The organism is Nodularia spumigena CCY9414, assembly GCF_000340565.2.
GTDB lineage: Bacteria > Cyanobacteriota > Cyanobacteriia > Cyanobacteriales > Nostocaceae > Nodularia > Nodularia spumigena.
This window is the reverse complement of sequence record NZ_CP007203.1, coordinates 1191675-1207697: the sequence shown is the minus strand read 5'-3', so window position 1 is coordinate 1207697 and position 16023 is coordinate 1191675. Positions and strand designations below refer to the sequence as shown.

The 16023-nt window shown below is 42.7% G+C and carries 13 protein-coding genes; 6 read left to right on the top strand and 7 right to left on the bottom strand.

Annotated elements, in window-relative coordinates; translation table 11 throughout:
• Positions 1 to 25: 25 nt before the first annotated feature.
• Positions 26 to 1162 (top strand): type I restriction endonuclease, encoded by a 1137-nt coding sequence (locus tag NSP_RS05325; protein WP_006194929.1) that lies wholly within the window; start codon positions 26 to 28, stop codon positions 1160 to 1162.
• Here NSP_RS05325 and NSP_RS05320 read toward each other — a convergent pair.
• The 4 genes from NSP_RS05320 to NSP_RS05305 all read right to left on the bottom strand — a co-directional run bounded on the left by NSP_RS05320 (position 1159) and on the right by NSP_RS05305 (position 6432).
• Positions 1159 to 2361 (bottom strand): glutathione S-transferase family protein, encoded by a 1203-nt coding sequence (locus NSP_RS05320; protein ID WP_006194928.1) that lies wholly within the window; start codon positions 2359 to 2361, stop codon positions 1159 to 1161. The two genes, NSP_RS05325 and NSP_RS05320, sit on opposite strands and share 4 nt — an antisense overlap.
• Positions 2362 to 2454: 93 nt before the next feature.
• A complete protein-coding gene (gene murJ / locus NSP_RS05315) occupies positions 2455 to 4059 on the bottom strand; it encodes a murein biosynthesis integral membrane protein MurJ (RefSeq protein ID WP_006194927.1) in 1605 nt (534 codons plus the stop codon).
• A 177-nt stretch (positions 4060 to 4236) separates the two neighbouring features.
• On the bottom strand, positions 4237 to 4743 hold the full coding sequence (locus NSP_RS05310) for a pentapeptide repeat-containing protein (RefSeq protein WP_042201771.1): 507 nt from the start codon (positions 4741 to 4743) through the stop codon (positions 4237 to 4239).
• A 183-nt stretch (positions 4744 to 4926) separates the two neighbouring features.
• Positions 4927 to 6432 (bottom strand): LCP family protein, encoded by a 1506-nt coding sequence (locus NSP_RS05305; RefSeq protein WP_006194925.1) that lies wholly within the window; start codon positions 6430 to 6432, stop codon positions 4927 to 4929.
• Positions 6433 to 6548: 116 nt separating this feature from the next.
• Here NSP_RS05305 and NSP_RS05300 point away from each other — a divergent pair, with 116 nt between their 5' ends.
• From NSP_RS05300 to NSP_RS05285, 4 genes are all read left to right on the top strand, one after another.
• Entirely contained in the window at positions 6549 to 7613 is a 1065-nt protein-coding gene (locus NSP_RS05300) for a mannose-1-phosphate guanylyltransferase (protein ID WP_006194924.1), read from the top strand.
• Between the two features lie 287 nt (positions 7614 to 7900).
• A complete protein-coding gene (locus NSP_RS05295) occupies positions 7901 to 9547 on the top strand; it encodes an ABC1 kinase family protein (protein ID WP_006194923.1) in 1647 nt (548 codons plus the stop codon).
• A 212-nt stretch (positions 9548 to 9759) separates the two neighbouring features.
• Positions 9760 to 10740, top strand: a complete 981-nt coding sequence (locus NSP_RS05290; RefSeq protein WP_006194922.1) for an ABC transporter ATP-binding protein — start codon at positions 9760 to 9762, stop codon at positions 10738 to 10740.
• A 50-nt stretch (positions 10741 to 10790) separates the two neighbouring features.
• On the top strand, positions 10791 to 11525 hold the full coding sequence (locus NSP_RS05285; RefSeq protein ID WP_006194921.1) for an ABC transporter permease: 735 nt from the start codon (positions 10791 to 10793) through the stop codon (positions 11523 to 11525).
• Positions 11526 to 11831: 306 nt separating this feature from the next.
• Here NSP_RS05285 and NSP_RS05280 read toward each other — a convergent pair whose 3' ends face one another.
• The 3 genes from NSP_RS05280 to NSP_RS05270 all read right to left on the bottom strand — a co-directional run bounded on the left by NSP_RS05280 (position 11832) and on the right by NSP_RS05270 (position 14957).
• Positions 11832 to 12257, bottom strand: coding sequence for an ATP-binding protein (locus tag NSP_RS05280; RefSeq protein ID WP_006194920.1), 426 nt, complete (start codon positions 12255 to 12257; stop codon positions 11832 to 11834).
• 3 nt (positions 12258 to 12260) lie between these two features.
• Positions 12261 to 13934 carry a SpoIIE family protein phosphatase gene (locus NSP_RS05275; RefSeq protein WP_006194919.1) on the bottom strand — a complete coding sequence of 558 codons (1674 nt, stop codon included), beginning with the start codon at positions 13932 to 13934 and terminating at the stop codon, positions 12261 to 12263.
• Between the two features lie 306 nt (positions 13935 to 14240).
• Complete coding sequence (locus NSP_RS05270; RefSeq protein ID WP_006194918.1) at positions 14241 to 14957, bottom strand: response regulator transcription factor; 717 nt, start codon at positions 14955 to 14957, stop codon at positions 14241 to 14243.
• A 246-nt stretch (positions 14958 to 15203) separates the two neighbouring features.
• On the opposite strand from NSP_RS05270, the gene NSP_RS05265 reads away from it, so the two are divergent.
• Complete coding sequence (locus NSP_RS05265) at positions 15204 to 15956, top strand: WecB/TagA/CpsF family glycosyltransferase (RefSeq protein WP_044482805.1); 753 nt, start codon at positions 15204 to 15206, stop codon at positions 15954 to 15956.
• Positions 15957 to 16023: the final 67 nt, after the last annotated feature.

Below are 16023 nucleotides of genomic sequence, written 5' to 3'. Positions count from 1 at the left end.
TTTAATTATATTAAGGTTTGCCTGTATGGGATTTGCGGAAGATATTACTAAATTATCTAAACAGATACGTAAGCGAATAGACAATGTTTTTGGTGAAGAAGCCACTAAAATGGCATTAATTGTCCCTTTTTTGAGCGCCCTTGGTTACGATGTTCATGACCCTAGTGAAGTTATACCAGAATATATCGCAGATTTTGCCATCAAAAAAGCCGGACAGTTTGAAAAGGTAGATTATGCTTTAGCTATAAATGGTTCTATAGTCATGTTCGTAGAGGCTAAAGCCTGTGGTGAAAAAGCTGAAGCACATGATGGGCAATTAAGTCGTTATTTCAATGGGTTGCTAACCACAAAAGTTGCTATCGTTACTAACGGAATCGATTATCGGTTCTTTACAGATTTACGTCATAAAAATGTCATGGATAAGGAGCCATTTTTCATTTTTAATATTCTTGAGTATCAAACTAAAGACATTGAAAATCTCCAGTTTTTTCACCGCAATATCTTTGATATTGCAGCTATTAGTCATCATGCTGAAGAAATGATCTATGTAAAAGCTATAACTCAACTTATTGGGAATGTCTTACGTTCTCCCTCCGAAGGATTTGTGCGTTTTTTAGTGAGTGAATTGGGTACGGTAGCCCCTGGTTATGAAATTCCCGGTCGAATTACTGCTAAGGTGATTGAAAAATTTCAACCTATTATTAAAAAATCTATTCAAGGTAGTTTAGGAGAATTAAGGACTTGTTCCCTCAATCAAGAAATGGTAAAGTCCGGGGAATATATTAATTTTTATCAGTCTGATCAACCAAATATTGAAGCTGAAGAATTAGCAGCTTTTGCTAAAATACAAACAATTATCAAAAAATCTAAAAGCTATAAATTTGAACTTCAGTATAGAGAAACAGCAAATTATTTCGTAATTAACATTGGTAAAGTCACATGGTGGTTTTTACGATTGTATTTATCTTCAACAAAGAAGAGTTTTATTGCTCGCATAAGTATAGATGAAGTGAAAAGTTTAGCGTCAGGTTTCCTAGTGCAAGAAGTCACAGCAACTACAGGGGAAGCATGGTCAAAAATCACCATTTCTTCGATTGATGATTTAGATAGACTAGCAAGGGTGATTATTCGGTCTTATGAACTAGAAGCTGCTAAACATTAAATCACAAAGTTAGACGGGTCTTGATCTCGTCGATGCTGAGTGGGAATGGGGGCTGGCTGTCCATTACCTGCAAGGGCTGCGGTTTTCTCCAGGGATTCCCGCAATCGCTTGGCTGCGTAGATGGACATATCTCGTGGTACATTAATGCGATCGCGCAAATATCGTAAAGCAACATCAGATCCCGATGGAGGTACACAGTCTTCACCCGTCATCATGTGTGTTAAAGCACAACGTAGCGCTTGATCAAACAAATTATCATCTAAGGGGTTAACTCGGATAATATTGATGCGATGTTTGATAGTTCGTTGAAGAGCCTCCATGCGGGAGTTTTCGGGTTCTGGATAAGAAACATCCGGTAGTCCAAACCAGGGACCGTTATCCACCCTCGCCTTATTGAGAAGCATCTGGGGTTCGCCGTTTTCCCAACAGCCCCCCATCTGGGGCGGTAAATCATGTGCGTGGGTGTGAAAGTCGCTCTGAGTACCGCAGTAGGTAGGTCGGCTTTCCATTGCCGCAAACCATGCGCTTAAGCGAGGGTTTTCCTCTCGCAGCGAGTAGCCCTTGTAGTAGTAAAGGCTGGCATTCATCCGTTCCAGATATGGCGTAAAAATCACATCAACAATACCGAAGCTATCCAGAAAGTAAGGGCTTGGGGTGCGACTTAGAGCATCCTCAACCTTAGCCACCACTGTGATAAATTGTTCTCGGTTGCGTTGTTCTTGTTGAGAGGAACCTGCTCTAGAACACAGCCACATACACCAAGCTCTAAATAAAAGTCGTTCTAATCGACGTAGAGTCAGCACCTTGGGGTCTTCCATCCCTTGGTTTAATGGAGCAAAAACCTGTTCCAAAGCGAGCAAAATATCATCGCTTTCCTTAATAATTCGTCCATCTAGCTCAATAGCAGGGAGCATTCCTGATGGGACCTTACGTTTGTACCAACTTTCTTTTTCCCCATAGCAGAACATTGTCACTTTTTCGATGCGGTAGGGGATCTGTTTTTCCTCTAGCCATAACCAAACTTTTTGACAGTATGGACACCAGGCGTGGTTATCGCGATACAGCGTTACCCGTACATCAGATTCGGGCTGACCAAACAAGCGTAACCTGGCTCTAGCATTGGTGAGACCATTAACAGTATCTATTTGATAATCCGTGAGGGTTTCTAGTTCTTGCCAGCTTAAGGGTGCGGTAGTCATAGGGGGAGTTGAGTAGGCAATACTTAGGACTTTTCTTGACTCTACAATTTTACCGACTACTTGCCAACATATTTAGTGACACACTCCACACACTTATCTGTTTAAAAATCGCTGACGCATCCGCACCACAAAGGTATTCACCTCTGGTATTTTCAGAAATGAAACAATGATGGCAAATACCGAAATCCCCACGAATCCTGATATACACAACTGCAACAGTTGAATAATTAACCCCTGGGTTCCTAGCAATTGCTGCAAACTGACCAAAGTCCCAAAACTGGCTAACCCAGCGACCACACTACCCCCAGTCAAACCCAAAATTGGCAAACTCCACTCACGCCAAGGTAAACCATTGAGTTTACGGTCAAGTAACCATAACAGCATTAATATCGAACTGCAATTTACGCCTACTGTTGCTAACACAATACCAGTCGCGCCAAAGGGTTTCACCAAAATTGCATCTAGTCCAGCGTTGAGGAAAATGTTAAAAATACTAATGCGAAAAGGTGTCTGTCCATCGCCCAAGGCGTAAAACACCCGTACTAAAACATCACGCCCTAAATAAACAAACATCCCAATTCCGTAAGCAATCAGCAGGGATGAAACCAACTGTGTAGCCTCTTGTTTGAAAGCACCCCGTTCATATACTATCTGCACAATTGGCACGGATAACACGATCATCAGCGCCCCTAAAGGTAGCATCGTCACGGCGGTGAGTAAAATTCCCTGGCGAATCCGTAATTTCAGGTCTGGCCAATGTTCTGGATCAGCCAATTTGGCAAACATTGGTAATAAAGGCAGTAAAATAATATTAGAAATAATTCCTAAAGGAGTCTGTACCAGGAGATTGGCATAGTTAAAACCAGCAGCCGCACCGGGGATCGGACTAGCAAAATATAGGTCGGTGGCGACATTAATGGGCATCATTCCAGAGGAAATTGTCGCCGGTGTCATGATTTTAATAACTTCTTGCACGCCAGGAGATTTAAAATCAAACCGCAGGCGTAATGTACCTAGTCCTAAGCGCCACTGCACAATTAGCTGTACCACCCACTGGAGAATCGCACCGGCTAGGGTTCCCCAAGCTAAGACCATACCACCAATGAAGGCGTATTCTGGCTTGATAATATCTTTACCTAGTTGCCCTGTTAAGATGGCAATCCCAGCAATTACAGTAATACTGGATAATAAGGGACTGATTGAAAGTAACCAATATTGATTAGCGGCGTTGAGAGTGCCAAAACCAATGCCAATTAAACCTGCAAATAAAGCCATTGGGGCCATGATGCGGATTTGTTGAATGGCGATCGCTCTTGTAGTCGGTTCTAAGCCATAACCAACAATATCAATAATTGTATCAGCAAAGAAAATCTGAGCAACCGTCACCAGTAACAGTAATCCACCCACCAGAGTTGTGACTGTTTCTACCAGTGGCGCGCCTTCTTCCCGTGGGCGCTTGGCTAAAACACTAACCACCGCACTGTGTAATGGTCCATTCACACCACCTAGTAAAATTAAGAGAAAACCAGGGATAATATAAGCGTAACTATAAGCAGTCGCCGCAGCACCCACACCAAAAGCAGCTGCGATCGCTTGCTGTCGGACTAAACCAAATACTTTACTAATTAATGTCGCTGCCGCTACAATGCCAGCAATTCCCGCAAAAGAACGAGCGGGTTTCGGATCTTCTTTTGTCACTAATTTTAACTAATTCGTAATTCGTAATTCGTAGACGTTTCAATTCCCAGGTAATGTAATAGCAAAGATGATGGAAACGAACCGCAAAGGCGCAAAGGGCGCAAAGAAAGATGGTGTTACTAGCCCAAAATCTTCCCCCCTGCCCCCTGCTCCCTGCTCCCTGCCCCCCTGCCTCTTTTACCGACATCCCAAGCTATCCCGTGTAGCCACCCCGGTAACTGAATTTATGCCAGCAGCGCGATCGCACATTAAAGCCACTTGATAGCGGTCAATCAAAGCATCCGTAAAATCCGCCCCAGTAATGTCCGCATCAAAAAAACGACTCCGGGTCATAGTCGCTTCCGTAAAAATCGCATTTTTTAAATTTGCCCCATCCATAGTTACACGGTCAACTAAAGCGCCTTCAAGGTTGGCATTTTCCAAATTAGCATTGAGTAAAACACCCTTAGTCAGAATGGCATTTTTTAAATTTGCGCCTTGAAAATTTGCCCCCCGCATTTCCGCCGCCACAAAAGTTCCCCCAGCTAAATCAGTGTTAGAAAAATCACGATTCTGGAGACTAGCATTGCTGTAATTGATGGTATTAATTTGAGCAAAAGCCGGTTGAGGATTGATAATCACCCATAACCCAGCCAAAACCACAATCACAAGCAAACTTAATAATCGCAGTAAAAACTTTTTCATAACTTGACAAACTTTATTGATCATCATTAGCCAATAGTTTAATACCATTTCTTGATCAAGTTGTGCGTTATTAGGCTGATAATCACGACTATATTTATCAGCCAGTAACATGAGTGACTGTCTATGACCAATGACTAATGACCAATGACCAATGACCAATGACTAATGACTAATGACCAATGACTATTTCCAATCTTGACCAATACGAATTGTCAGATCAGATTCTAAATCCCCCGTTGCCGACACGTCAATTTTACCCAAGCCGATGAATTTATGTAGTTCAAGTCCTGTAGCGCGATCGCCTTTTTGGACGAGAATCTGAGTGTCCCTTTGGGTATCAGGCCAAGCCGACACCGCATAAACATTTTTAAACCCTTTTTGTTTGAGATAGTGAATAACTTTTTCTGTTAGCTGAGGTTGATTAGAAGCATTTTGAATAGCAATTTTGAGGTGATGAACTGGACGTAAATCTGCCTTCAAACCAGGTACATCTACCCCAACATAATTATTCAACAGACTCTGTTGTCCATTGAGATTCAGCCAATAACTATTGGGATCTTGACTAAATCGGCTGAAAGTACCAGGCAAAATGGTCATTTGGAAATTATCCCGTTCCAGGTTCACCGAATAATTTACTAAAGCCATCATTTCTTCTATTTTGAGATTTGTGTCAAAATATTTCCGCATCAGGCGAGTTAATTGCGGTAATCTGGGTAACACAGTCGGACTATTAAGACGTTGGAGTAACGCTTTCATGAGGGATTGCTGTCGTTGTACCCTTGGTAGATCCCCTAGTCCTGGCTCACGGAAGCGGGCAAACTTTTCTGCTTGTTCACCGTCAAGAGTTTGCCAACCACTGACCAAATTAATCGATAACTGACGACTGGTGTCTTGAGATTGCATTTCTTGGGGTACAAAAACATCAACCCCACCCAATTGATCAACTAACTGCCTTAAACCACTCGTAGAAATCCGGATATAGCGATGAATAGGGGCATTGTTTAAAGTCCGGCTAACTACCCGTGCAGCCAAAACTGGGCCGCCTTGAGCATTAGCATCAGATACCTTGGTTAATCCCTTTTCGGGGATAGCAATCATCGTATCCCTGGGGATTGACAGTACCCGCATAGTTTTATTACTGGGGTTGAGCCTGACCAGCAGCATGGTATCACTGGTTCCAGCAAAACTTTCCGGTGAGCCATCAACAGTACCTTGAATGGGATCAACTCCCATAATCAAAATATTCATGGGTCGTGATAGTTTATACTGGGAGATATTACCCCATAATTCCCCCGGCAATGGAACTTTCTGCTCATCTTTGCCAGAAAATCCTAATTCTTCATCTGTTCGCTCCAGATTGCTCCACAGTGGAGTCCACAGCGCCACAGTCGAAACCAGCAAACCAGAAAATACTATGCTCAGGACTACTGTCAATATCCACAGTAGCCATCGAGGCATGGTCAAGCCTAACCTATCGTAAAGCTCGTTGGGAATTGCACCCACAGACTCAACAACACTACGGGAAATAGTTCCTGGCTCATGAGGTACTATCTCCATACTTGATGATGGCTGTTGAATGCCTAGCTCATTTTCAGCCCACGGTATTTGTTGAGGTTTTTCCTCTAGTTCTAACTCTGGTACTTCTTGAGACGGCACCTGATTTTCTGACCATTGAAATTGTTTAATCACAAATTATCTCCCCACTCAACCACTCCCTAAAGGTATGTTAATCGCAGCCACAAATCTTGCCAGTGCAAAAGCTCACTGTACACTGATAGTTATCTGAGCTAAGTCTGTATGACAACATGAGTAATTTACTGTTCCCTGTAATTCTTGCCGGTGGCAAAGGTGAGCGTTTTTGGCCCCTGAGTCGCAAAGACCGACCCAAACAATTTTTAAGTCTTGATGGTAGCTCTAGAAGTCTATTACAAGCAACTGCCGATAGACTTATCACAGTTGCAAGCGGTTGGAATAACCTCTGGGTCATTACTTCTAGTCAGATAGCCGCAGGTGTGAGACAACAACTACCTGAACTGCCATCTCAAAATTTATTAATTGAGTCACAAGGGCGAGACACTGCCGCAGCTGTTGCTTGGGCAAGTTTGGAAATTAAGAAGCGTTACACAGAAGACGCTATCATCGGCTTTTTTCCCTCTGACCACTGGATAGCTGACCAAGAAGCGTTTCAACGCACCTTAGATGCTGCTACCCAGTTAGCGGCAAGCACAGAGGCAATTGTCACTTTGGGGATCAAGCCTACTTTCCCATCAACTGGTTACGGCTACATCGAACAAGGCGAAAAGATTGGTAGATTTAATGATTTGCCAGCCTATCACGTCAACCGTTTTACTGAAAAGCCCAACCGTGAAACAGCAGAAACTTTTTTATCTACGGGGCGTTTTAGCTGGAATAGTGGAATGTTCGTGTTTCGGGCTGGGGTTGTTCTCAAGGAACTATATACCCATGCGCCAGAAATTATCGAACCCTTAGAACAACGAGGCCCTGATATATATCCTCAGTTGCTTAAACAGAGTATAGACTATGCACTCATGGAAAAGACAAATTTAGCATACGTCTTGCCAGTTGAATTTGGTTGGGATGATTTAGGAGATTGGAATGCACTGGAGCGCTTACTAAAAAAACCAGAGAATCCCAATGTAGAACTCGCTACCCATGTGGGATTAGATACGCAGGGATCGATTGTTTATGCTACTAATTCAGAAGATGTCATTGTTACTATTGGTTTAGAGGATGTGGTGATTGTGCGCGATCGCAACGTCACTCTTGTAATCAATAAAGACCGTAGTCAAGAAATTAAGCAGATTCTCCAAACCCTCGCAAATGATCCCCGATTTACTGAACTGTTGTAACTGTTAAGCTGTAAGAGTTAAAACCCTGAGCAGAGGTTTAAGATTTGTTGCCTCTATTATAACTAAAATGTCTGTTTTCCAGACCAGGGATTAGGGAATAAGACCAGAAACTAGAGGACACAGCAAATTCTTCTCTATTCCCTACTTTCTCCCCACCTATAGCAACCGCCAAGGTTGTTAGGACATGGCAAAAGCCTAAAACCCAGTCACAGCGAGTCTTTGACTTTTGACTTTTGACTTTTGACTTTTGCTATACCTCATCCCCCTCATCTCCCCACCTCCCGACAATGTTCCTCACCCAAACTGTTCCTCGTCAAAGAGAAATTATCGAAGTAGTCCTCCGCAATGGCTGGGACTATATGCGAAGGCTACTCACTGGTGGTAAAGCCGATGAACCCCAGCTACCCACACCTGCGGTTTTAAAGAATATCTTGGTGGATTTGGGACCAGTGTATGTCAAACTAGGTCAGCTACTTTCTACCCGTCCAGACTTACTGAACGCCGCCTACATTGAGGAACTTTCCACCCTCCAAGACGAAGTACCCCCAGTTCCTTGGTCAGAGGTAGAAGTATTCATTCGCAAGCAGTTAAAACGCCCCCTGGAAGAAACTTTCAGTGTACTTAATCCTGTCCCCGTAGCGGCGGGATCAATCGCTCAGACTCATCGAGCCACATTGGTAGATGGTCGAGAAGTAGCTTTGAAAGTGCAACGTCCGGGAATTGATCTGACCGTTGCTCAAGATATTGCTTTAATTCAAGGAATTGCTGATTTAGTCGCGCGGACAGATTTTGGGCAAACCTACGAAATTAAATCCGTCGCTGAAGAATTTACTAAGGCTTTAGAAGACGAGTTAGATTTTACACTCGAAGCCGGTTTTACAGACGAGCTGCGAGGTAATTTATCGCGTAGTCGCTGGTTTGACCCCACACAACTGGTAGTGGCAGAAATTTTCTGGGACTTAACCACCCAGAAGTTAATGGTCATGGAATGGCTGGATGGAGTACCGTTGCTGTCAGCGAATTTGGTCAGCATTGAAAACGGTAAAACTGCTCATACACAACGCCAAGAAATCACTACTTTGTTATTTCGAGCTTTTTTCCAGCAACTCTATATTGATGGCTTTTTTCATGCTGACCCCCATCCTGGTAATTTATTTTATCTTGCAGATGGTCGCATTGCCCTTTTAGACTGTGGCATGGTGGGCAGGCTTGATCCCCGCACCCAGCAGATATTAACAGAAATGCTCTTGGCAATCATTGATTTAGATGCGGGGCGCTGCGCTCAATTAACTTTACAGCTAGCAGATTCTTCTCAGCCGGTGATTTTGTCCCGGTTAGAAAATGATTATGATCGGATGTTGCGGAAGTATCATAATGTCAACTTGGGTGAAATGAATTTCAGTCAGGTAATTTATGAAATTTTGCAAGTCGCCCGGAATAATAAAATCCGCTTACCCAGTAATATGGGGTTATATGCCAAAACTCTGGCAAACTTAGAAGGGGTAGCCCGTGCATTCAACCCAGAGGTGAATTTATTTGATGAAATCCAGCCATTAATTACAGACTTGTTTCGGCGGCAATTATTAGGCGATAATCCAGTGCGATCGCTTTTAAGAACTGCCCTAGATATTAAAAGTTTATCATTACAATCTCCCCGGCAACTTGAACTTTTATTAGATCGAGTTACATCCGAAACCTTACAGTGGAATCTTTCCCTGGGTGGTTTAGATGGTATGCGGCGGACTTTGGATGATGCGGCTAACAGATTATCTTTTAGTATTTTGGTAGGTTCTCTAATTATGGGAGCCGCCGTTATTTCCACCAAAGCCCAAACCACTCAACTCTCCTTTTTAAGTAGTGTCCTCTTTGCTGCTGCTAGTTTATTAGGTTTGTGGCTAGTTTTTAGTATTTTGCGGTCTGGGCGTTTAAAGTAACCCTTGTGTTTATTAACTGGGTAATTCCCACTTGAATAGGTATTACAAGAATTATTCGACCACAGATAAACACAGATAAACACAGATAAATCCGTAACTCAGTAGACTAGGTAATGCTATATTGACTGGGTAATTCCCAGTTATAGCAATCATCAACACAGATAAATCCTTGATATGCATCAGTGTTTATTTGTAGTTTATATTTAAGAAATATGTCAGCCATCACTGTTAAAAATCTGAGTAAATTTTACCCAGTTGCTGTTAAAGAACCAGGTATAAAAGGCACGCTCACCCACTTTTTCCGGCGTAGCTACCGTTCAATTAAAGCAGTACAGGATGTTTCTTTTGAAATTGCACCTGGTGAAATAGTGGGTTTTTTGGGGCCAAATGGTGCTGGTAAAACCACCACTCTGAAAATGCTCACAGGGCTGATTCATCCTTCTGATGGTACTGTCACAGTAGCCGGACACGTGCCATTTCTTCGCCAAGAAGCATTTTTGCAAAAAATTACCTTGGTAATGGGGCAGAAACAGCAATTACTTTGGGACTTACCAGCACTAGATTCTTTGAAAATTAATGCTGCTGTTTACAACATCTCTAACAAGGAATTTCAAAAACGAGTCGGGGAATTAACCCAGATGCTGACTCTCGAAGGTAAGCTTACCCAACCAGTGCGGAAATTGTCTTTAGGTGAACGGATGAAAGCCGAACTTTTAGCAGCACTTTTGCATCATCCTCATGTCTTATTTCTGGATGAACCGACACTAGGACTAGATGTCAATGCACAGGTAGCAGTGCGCGATTTTTTGCGCGAGTATAATCGGCGTTATCAAGCCACAGTATTATTAACTAGCCATTACATGGCTGATATTACTGCCTTATGTGAGCGTGTGCTGTTGATTCACCAGGGAAATCTGATGTATGACGGTAGTCTGGATGGACTGCTGCAAAATTTCGCTCCTTACCGGGAAATTCATCTTGAGTTAGCCCAACCGCTACCAAGAGAAAAACTCATGCTTTATGGTGATGTCAAACTCTTAGAGGGGCGTGCAGTCAGTTTTATGGTACAGCAAGAGGCGTTGACACGCACAGTATCTCAGATTTTGAATGATTTAGAAGTAATTGACCTAACAGTGACTGAGCCGCCCATAGAAGAAGTAATTGGCAGAGTTTTTCAGGCGGGTGTAGTTTGAAAAAAATTATTAGGAAAATCTTGACCTTTCTTTCTGTTTACTACGCCTATATGGTTGAGTATCGAGCAGAACTGATTTTATGGGTTTTATCCGGGGCTTTGCCAATTATTCTCATGGGTGTTTGGATACAGGCGGCGCAAGGTGGGCAATTTGGTTTAACACCTGTGGATTTTGCCCGTTACTTTATCACAGTTTTTTTTGTTAGGCAACTTACAGTAGTTTGGGTAATTTGGGATTTTGAAAAGGAAGTCATAGAGGGTAAGTTGTCATTCCGGTTATTACAACCCATAGACCCAGTATGGCATCACGTGGCGGGTCATGTTTCAGAAAGAGTTGCTCGCATACCGTTTATATTGCTATTACTTGTCTTGTTTTTTATCCTCTATCCCCAAGCTATTTGGTTGCCGAATTTAGGACAGTTTTTGCTGTTTGGGTTAGCGGTGACGTTAGCTTTTGTCTTAAGGTTTATAATTCAGTATACCTTTGGTCTGTTTGCCTTTTGGACAGAACGTGCTAGCGCTTTGGAAACTTTTTGGCTGTTGTTTTATTTATTTTTGTCCGGGTTAATTGCTCCTTTAGATATGTTTCCTGAGACTGTGCGAACAATAGTCATGTTTACGCCTTTTCCTTATTTAATTAATTTCCCAGTTAGTCTTTTGGTGGGGCTACCTGTTGATTTAGGGCGCGGATTTTTAGCACTTGTGGGTTGGATATTTTTATTTTTGGGTGCAAATCGTCTGCTGTGGCGTGCGGGATTAAAACGATATTCGGGTATGGGGGCTTGAAAATGTCGACATGACCAGAGTGAAGCCGGAAATAAACGACACTCATCAATAATTTTGAGTAGGTATTATAGCACCCGCCAAGGTGGTTAGGACAAAAATGGATCATAAAACCCTTGTAATTAAGGAGTTTTAAGCCTGCCCCCCTGCTCCCTGCTCCCTGCCCCCCTGCTATATATAATGGCAATCGCCCCGTTGCGCTAACAGCACTACTGGAAAGTCGGCAATTAACAGATTTCTTCGTAAGTTAGCGTAGAGAACACTTACAAAGTCTGCCAATGGGCAATCGGGGCATTCAAAATTAGCAATTCAACTAATTAGTTCTGGAAGAGTAGCTTCTAACTTGAGACAATTTGCACCATCAACTTGTAATTGATATTCCACATTATCCATCAGACGATTCATAATTAGCCATCCATAACCGCCTTCCTGTTTATCTGTAGGGTTAGGTGGAAAGTAGGTAGACATATCAAAGCCTTCGCCATAGTCCCAAATTTCTATGGCAATATCTCGGTTTTTCAATTCCAAACGCAGTAGAATCGGTAAACTAGGCTGTTCTTTGTGGGCATGACGGACTACATTTGAATATGCTTCGACTAAAGCTAGCCGCAAACGACTTGATTGCCTTGACCAATCTACTGATTCTTTAAGATGGATTTTTAAGCATCCTAGTAACCAGCTTTCAACGATATTTAAATAGTTCAGGTCACTTGGTACATGAAGCTCACTTTTCATTACCTAAAAAACCTCCAGTGAGAGTATAGTTTGATCATCTTCTTGAACGTGGTTATCTGCCTGAATGCGCGCTAGTAAATTGTGAAGAGAAAGAGGTTGGGGTTCTCTTTGTAAGAGTTGCCAAAGTCCTTCTTGATTGAGCATAGAACGGCTAATTAGCTGGCCGCTATCCTCGGTTTTTTCGGGATTTAATAGTTGGTTTGATACCATAGCTTCGGTAATCCCATCACTAGCGAGCAGCAAGGTATCTCCTGGAGCGAGAGTTAAGCGCCCAGACTGTGCCTGCCACTTAGGTAAGATTCCCAAAGGAATGCCGCGCACTTTGAGATAATTAGGGTTAACGGCTACAGTGTTTTGATGTGACCAAACTAAGGGATAGATGTGACCGGCATTAGCATAAACCAGTTCTTTGGTGGTAGGAGTATAACGAGCTAAAGTCAGGGTAATGAAACAATTGTTGCCAATCAAGTCATCACAAAGAGCGTTGTTGAGGTTATGTAACACTACATTGGGTTCGGCTGGTGTTTCTTGAGCTAATTCCCGGCGTAATACTGAAATAGCACTAGCCATGAATAAAGCAGCTGGGACACCCTTACCGGAAACATCACCTACGGCTAACCATAAATCTCCCTTGGGATGGACAAACACCTCAAAAAAATCCCCGCCTACTTCACGGGCTGGGTAACAACAGGCTTGCACCTTAGCATCTGGGATATCAGGTAGGGTTTGGCGCAGCAGATTGTTTTGAATTTGGCGAGCAACTTCCAATTCTGTCCCCAGCTGTGCTTGCTTTTCCTGGAGGCGCTGGTAAAGTTTTGCTTGGGAGAGAGCTAAAGCTGCTTGTTCAGCTACGCCTGCAATCAGTTGGATTTCTTCTTCTTGCCACAGTTGCTCGTTTCCCCACTGGTAGATAGCCAGGACGGCGAGCAAATGCTGTTGGTACGAAAGTGGTACAACCATCTGCTGACAGTGGTGGCCGTCATAGGTATCTTGAGTTAGTTGATAATGGCGGGTTTGCAGAACTTTTTCAATTAACAGACTGGGGTTGTAGGCAGAATCAGGTAAACTGGAGTTAGAGTCTTGATAACAAAATTCTTCTTGTGTCAAGCGATCGCTTGACACTGGTCTGAGCAAACAACAAGTAGTAGCAAATTTCTGTCCAATAGTGCTAACAATTTTTTGCAGCATACTGTCATAATCCAGGGATTCCCGAATTGCCGTTGTCACCGCATTAAATAAAGATTCTCGCCGCAAAGCCCGACTTAACTCGCGGGTACGCTTCTTGACTAGGCTATATGTATCAGTGGCTTGCTCAACTAATACTTTCAGTTGTTCAGGACTCCAAGGCTTGGTGATGTACTTGAACACTTGACCGGAGTTAATTGCCGCTACCAAATCTTCAACATCAGTAAAACCAGTCAATAAAATCCGAATTGTATCTGGAAAGCGCTCCACTGTGAGACTCAGAAACTCAGTACCGTTCATTTCCGGCATTCTTTGATCCGAGATAATCACAGCCATCTCGCCTTCTTTGTCCAGAATTTCTAGCGCAGTCAAGGCATCATGAGCTTTATATACGTGAAACTCTCTCCTAAAAGTACGATAGAGTAAATCTAAGTTATCCTGCTCATCGTCTACTACCATGAGCTTCAATTTTTCTATGGCTGTTTCAGTCATATTTGACTTTAAATTTGGGTATTCCAAAATGGCGAGCTTGGACTATTTTTATCCCACCTCTTACCTAAAAATGAACAAGTAATTTCTCAACAGAAGTTACCCACTTGGAAGTGATAAATTCACTTTCTGTTTTCCACTGCGGTGGAGTTGACTTCTTGACACCTAGACAAGTCTAGACATTTATTTCTTACTTCAATGGGAGCATGGGAGCAGTTATCCCTCGGTAAGCATTCACGCTTTAGCCAAACGCGATAAATTAATCGATGCGTTTAAATTCTCTTATAATTTTTACACTCAAATTTAACTTTATCCCACTAATCCAGAACGCAAAGCACGGACTGCCGCTTGGGTGCGGTCATCGGCACATAATTTATTCAAAATATTTCTGACGTGTGTTTTCACAGTCCCAACGGTAATATAGAGTCGTTCGGCAATGTCGGCATTGCTACAACCTTCAACGATTAACTGTAACACTTCCAACTCTCTTTCTGTAAGGGTGTAAGCGGCAATATTTTCTTCCTCCTCAGATTCTGGGTTTGGTAAAATATTTTGATGAACTGTGGTAACATTTTCCCGTAATGGGGTATTTTGTTGTGCTTGTTGTAACACAATTCTGGCGATCGCTGGATCAATCCAAGCGTTGCCATTGTAAGTGACTCGCACGGCTTCCATCAAATTATCAAACTTGATATCCTTCATACAGTAAGAGTCAGCCCCAGCTGCAAAAGCTGCCAGCACTGCTTCTTTGTTATCACGAAGCGTTAAAATTAGCACCTTTGTTGCTGAATCGTCTCCATGAGTCAGAGCTTTCAATTCCCTTGTCAGTTCAATCCCATCCTTATCTGGTAAACCAATATCAATAATGGCAATATCTGGTTGTAACTTTTTTAACATTTTTAGACCTTCCGCCGCATTGGCAGCTTCTCCGACAACTTCAATTTCTGACTTTTGTAGTAAAGCTGTCCGAATACCTACACGGGTGAGGTCATGATCTTCAATCAGGGCAATCCGAATCTTACTCATAGTCAAATTCCGCAGGTTACATTACTTTAACTTCAAAATCCAGTTGATCACACTTATGTAATACCAAGTTTTTTGATTACACACTGTTTTATAGAGAAAATATAAATGTAGCCTATTACATCATCTCAGCTAAGTAATTTTTCAATTGATCTCTACCCAATCAGATAATTCTTGTTTGCTCAATGAAAAAATTTGATAGACTAACGTTCGAGAGAATCTGGTGTGGGTCTAATTCAAGATTGGGCTATGTTTAAATCGCTTCAAGTGTTTTCGGTACTGGGAATACCAGTTCATGTAATGAGTAACTATCCCGGCTGGTTGCTGGAATGCCTGCAACACAGCAGAGGAACTCATGTAGTTACGCTAAATGCAGAAATGACTATGCAGGCAGAACGGAATCCCACTCTGGCTGAAGTAATTCAAAATGCCGAGCTAGTAATTCCCGATGGCGCAGGAGTCGTGCTGTATTTGCGATGGCTGTTCTGGCAAAAAGTGCAGCGTTGTCCGGGGATTTCGCTAGCAGAAACCCTGTTGCAAGAACTGGGACAACAGCAGACACAGACAAAACTTTTTTTCTATGGTGGAGCGCCGGAAGTGGTTGCAAAAGCGGCAGAATTTTGGCAACAGCAAATTCCCAGCTTAAATTTAGTCGGTACTCATTCTGGCTACCATACCCCTGAAGAAGAAGAGCAATTAAAACAAACGCTCACCCAATTGCAGCCACAAGTAATTTTTGTGGGTTTGGGAGTCCCACGTCAAGAGTTATGGATTGCCCAAAACCGCCATTTGTGTCCCGAAGCAATTTGGATTGGTGTTGGTGGTAGCTTCGATATTTGGTCAGGGACAAAAACTCGCGCTCCGGCTTGGTTAGGAAATAATAACTTGGAATGGCTGTATCGGCTTTATCAAGAACCTTGGCGTTGGCGGCGAATGTTAGCTTTACCGCAATTTGCTGTAAAAGCTTTTATTTATCGTTTAACGGCAAGGGGTGCAATATAAGTGTTATTGCTGATTGATACATGGGCATTTTGTATAAGTTTTGTGTTGCACTTGAGGAAAGTTTCGC

Excerpts from the sequence above, each read along its gene's own strand:
- NSP_RS05325 (WP_006194929.1), top strand. The coding sequence starts at position 26 with ATGGGATTTGCGGAAGATATTACTAAATTATCTAAACAGATACGTAAG.
- NSP_RS05320 (WP_006194928.1), bottom strand. The coding sequence starts at position 2,361 with ATGACTACCGCACCCTTAAGCTGGCAAGAACTAGAAACCCTCACGGAT.
- NSP_RS05310 (WP_042201771.1), bottom strand. The coding sequence starts at position 4,743 with ATGAAAAAGTTTTTACTGCGATTATTAAGTTTGCTTGTGATTGTGGTT.
- NSP_RS05300 (WP_006194924.1), top strand. The coding sequence starts at position 6,549 with ATGAGTAATTTACTGTTCCCTGTAATTCTTGCCGGTGGCAAAGGTGAG.
- NSP_RS05295 (WP_006194923.1), top strand. The coding sequence starts at position 7,901 with ATGTTCCTCACCCAAACTGTTCCTCGTCAAAGAGAAATTATCGAAGTA.
- NSP_RS05290 (WP_006194922.1), top strand. The coding sequence starts at position 9,760 with ATGTCAGCCATCACTGTTAAAAATCTGAGTAAATTTTACCCAGTTGCT.
- NSP_RS05285 (WP_006194921.1), top strand. The coding sequence starts at position 10,791 with ATGGTTGAGTATCGAGCAGAACTGATTTTATGGGTTTTATCCGGGGCT.
- NSP_RS05280 (WP_006194920.1), bottom strand. The coding sequence starts at position 12,257 with ATGAAAAGTGAGCTTCATGTACCAAGTGACCTGAACTATTTAAATATC.
- NSP_RS05275 (WP_006194919.1), bottom strand. The coding sequence starts at position 13,934 with ATGACTGAAACAGCCATAGAAAAATTGAAGCTCATGGTAGTAGACGAT.
- NSP_RS05270 (WP_006194918.1), bottom strand. The coding sequence starts at position 14,957 with ATGAGTAAGATTCGGATTGCCCTGATTGAAGATCATGACCTCACCCGT.
- NSP_RS05265 (WP_044482805.1), top strand. The coding sequence starts at position 15,204 with ATGTTTAAATCGCTTCAAGTGTTTTCGGTACTGGGAATACCAGTTCAT.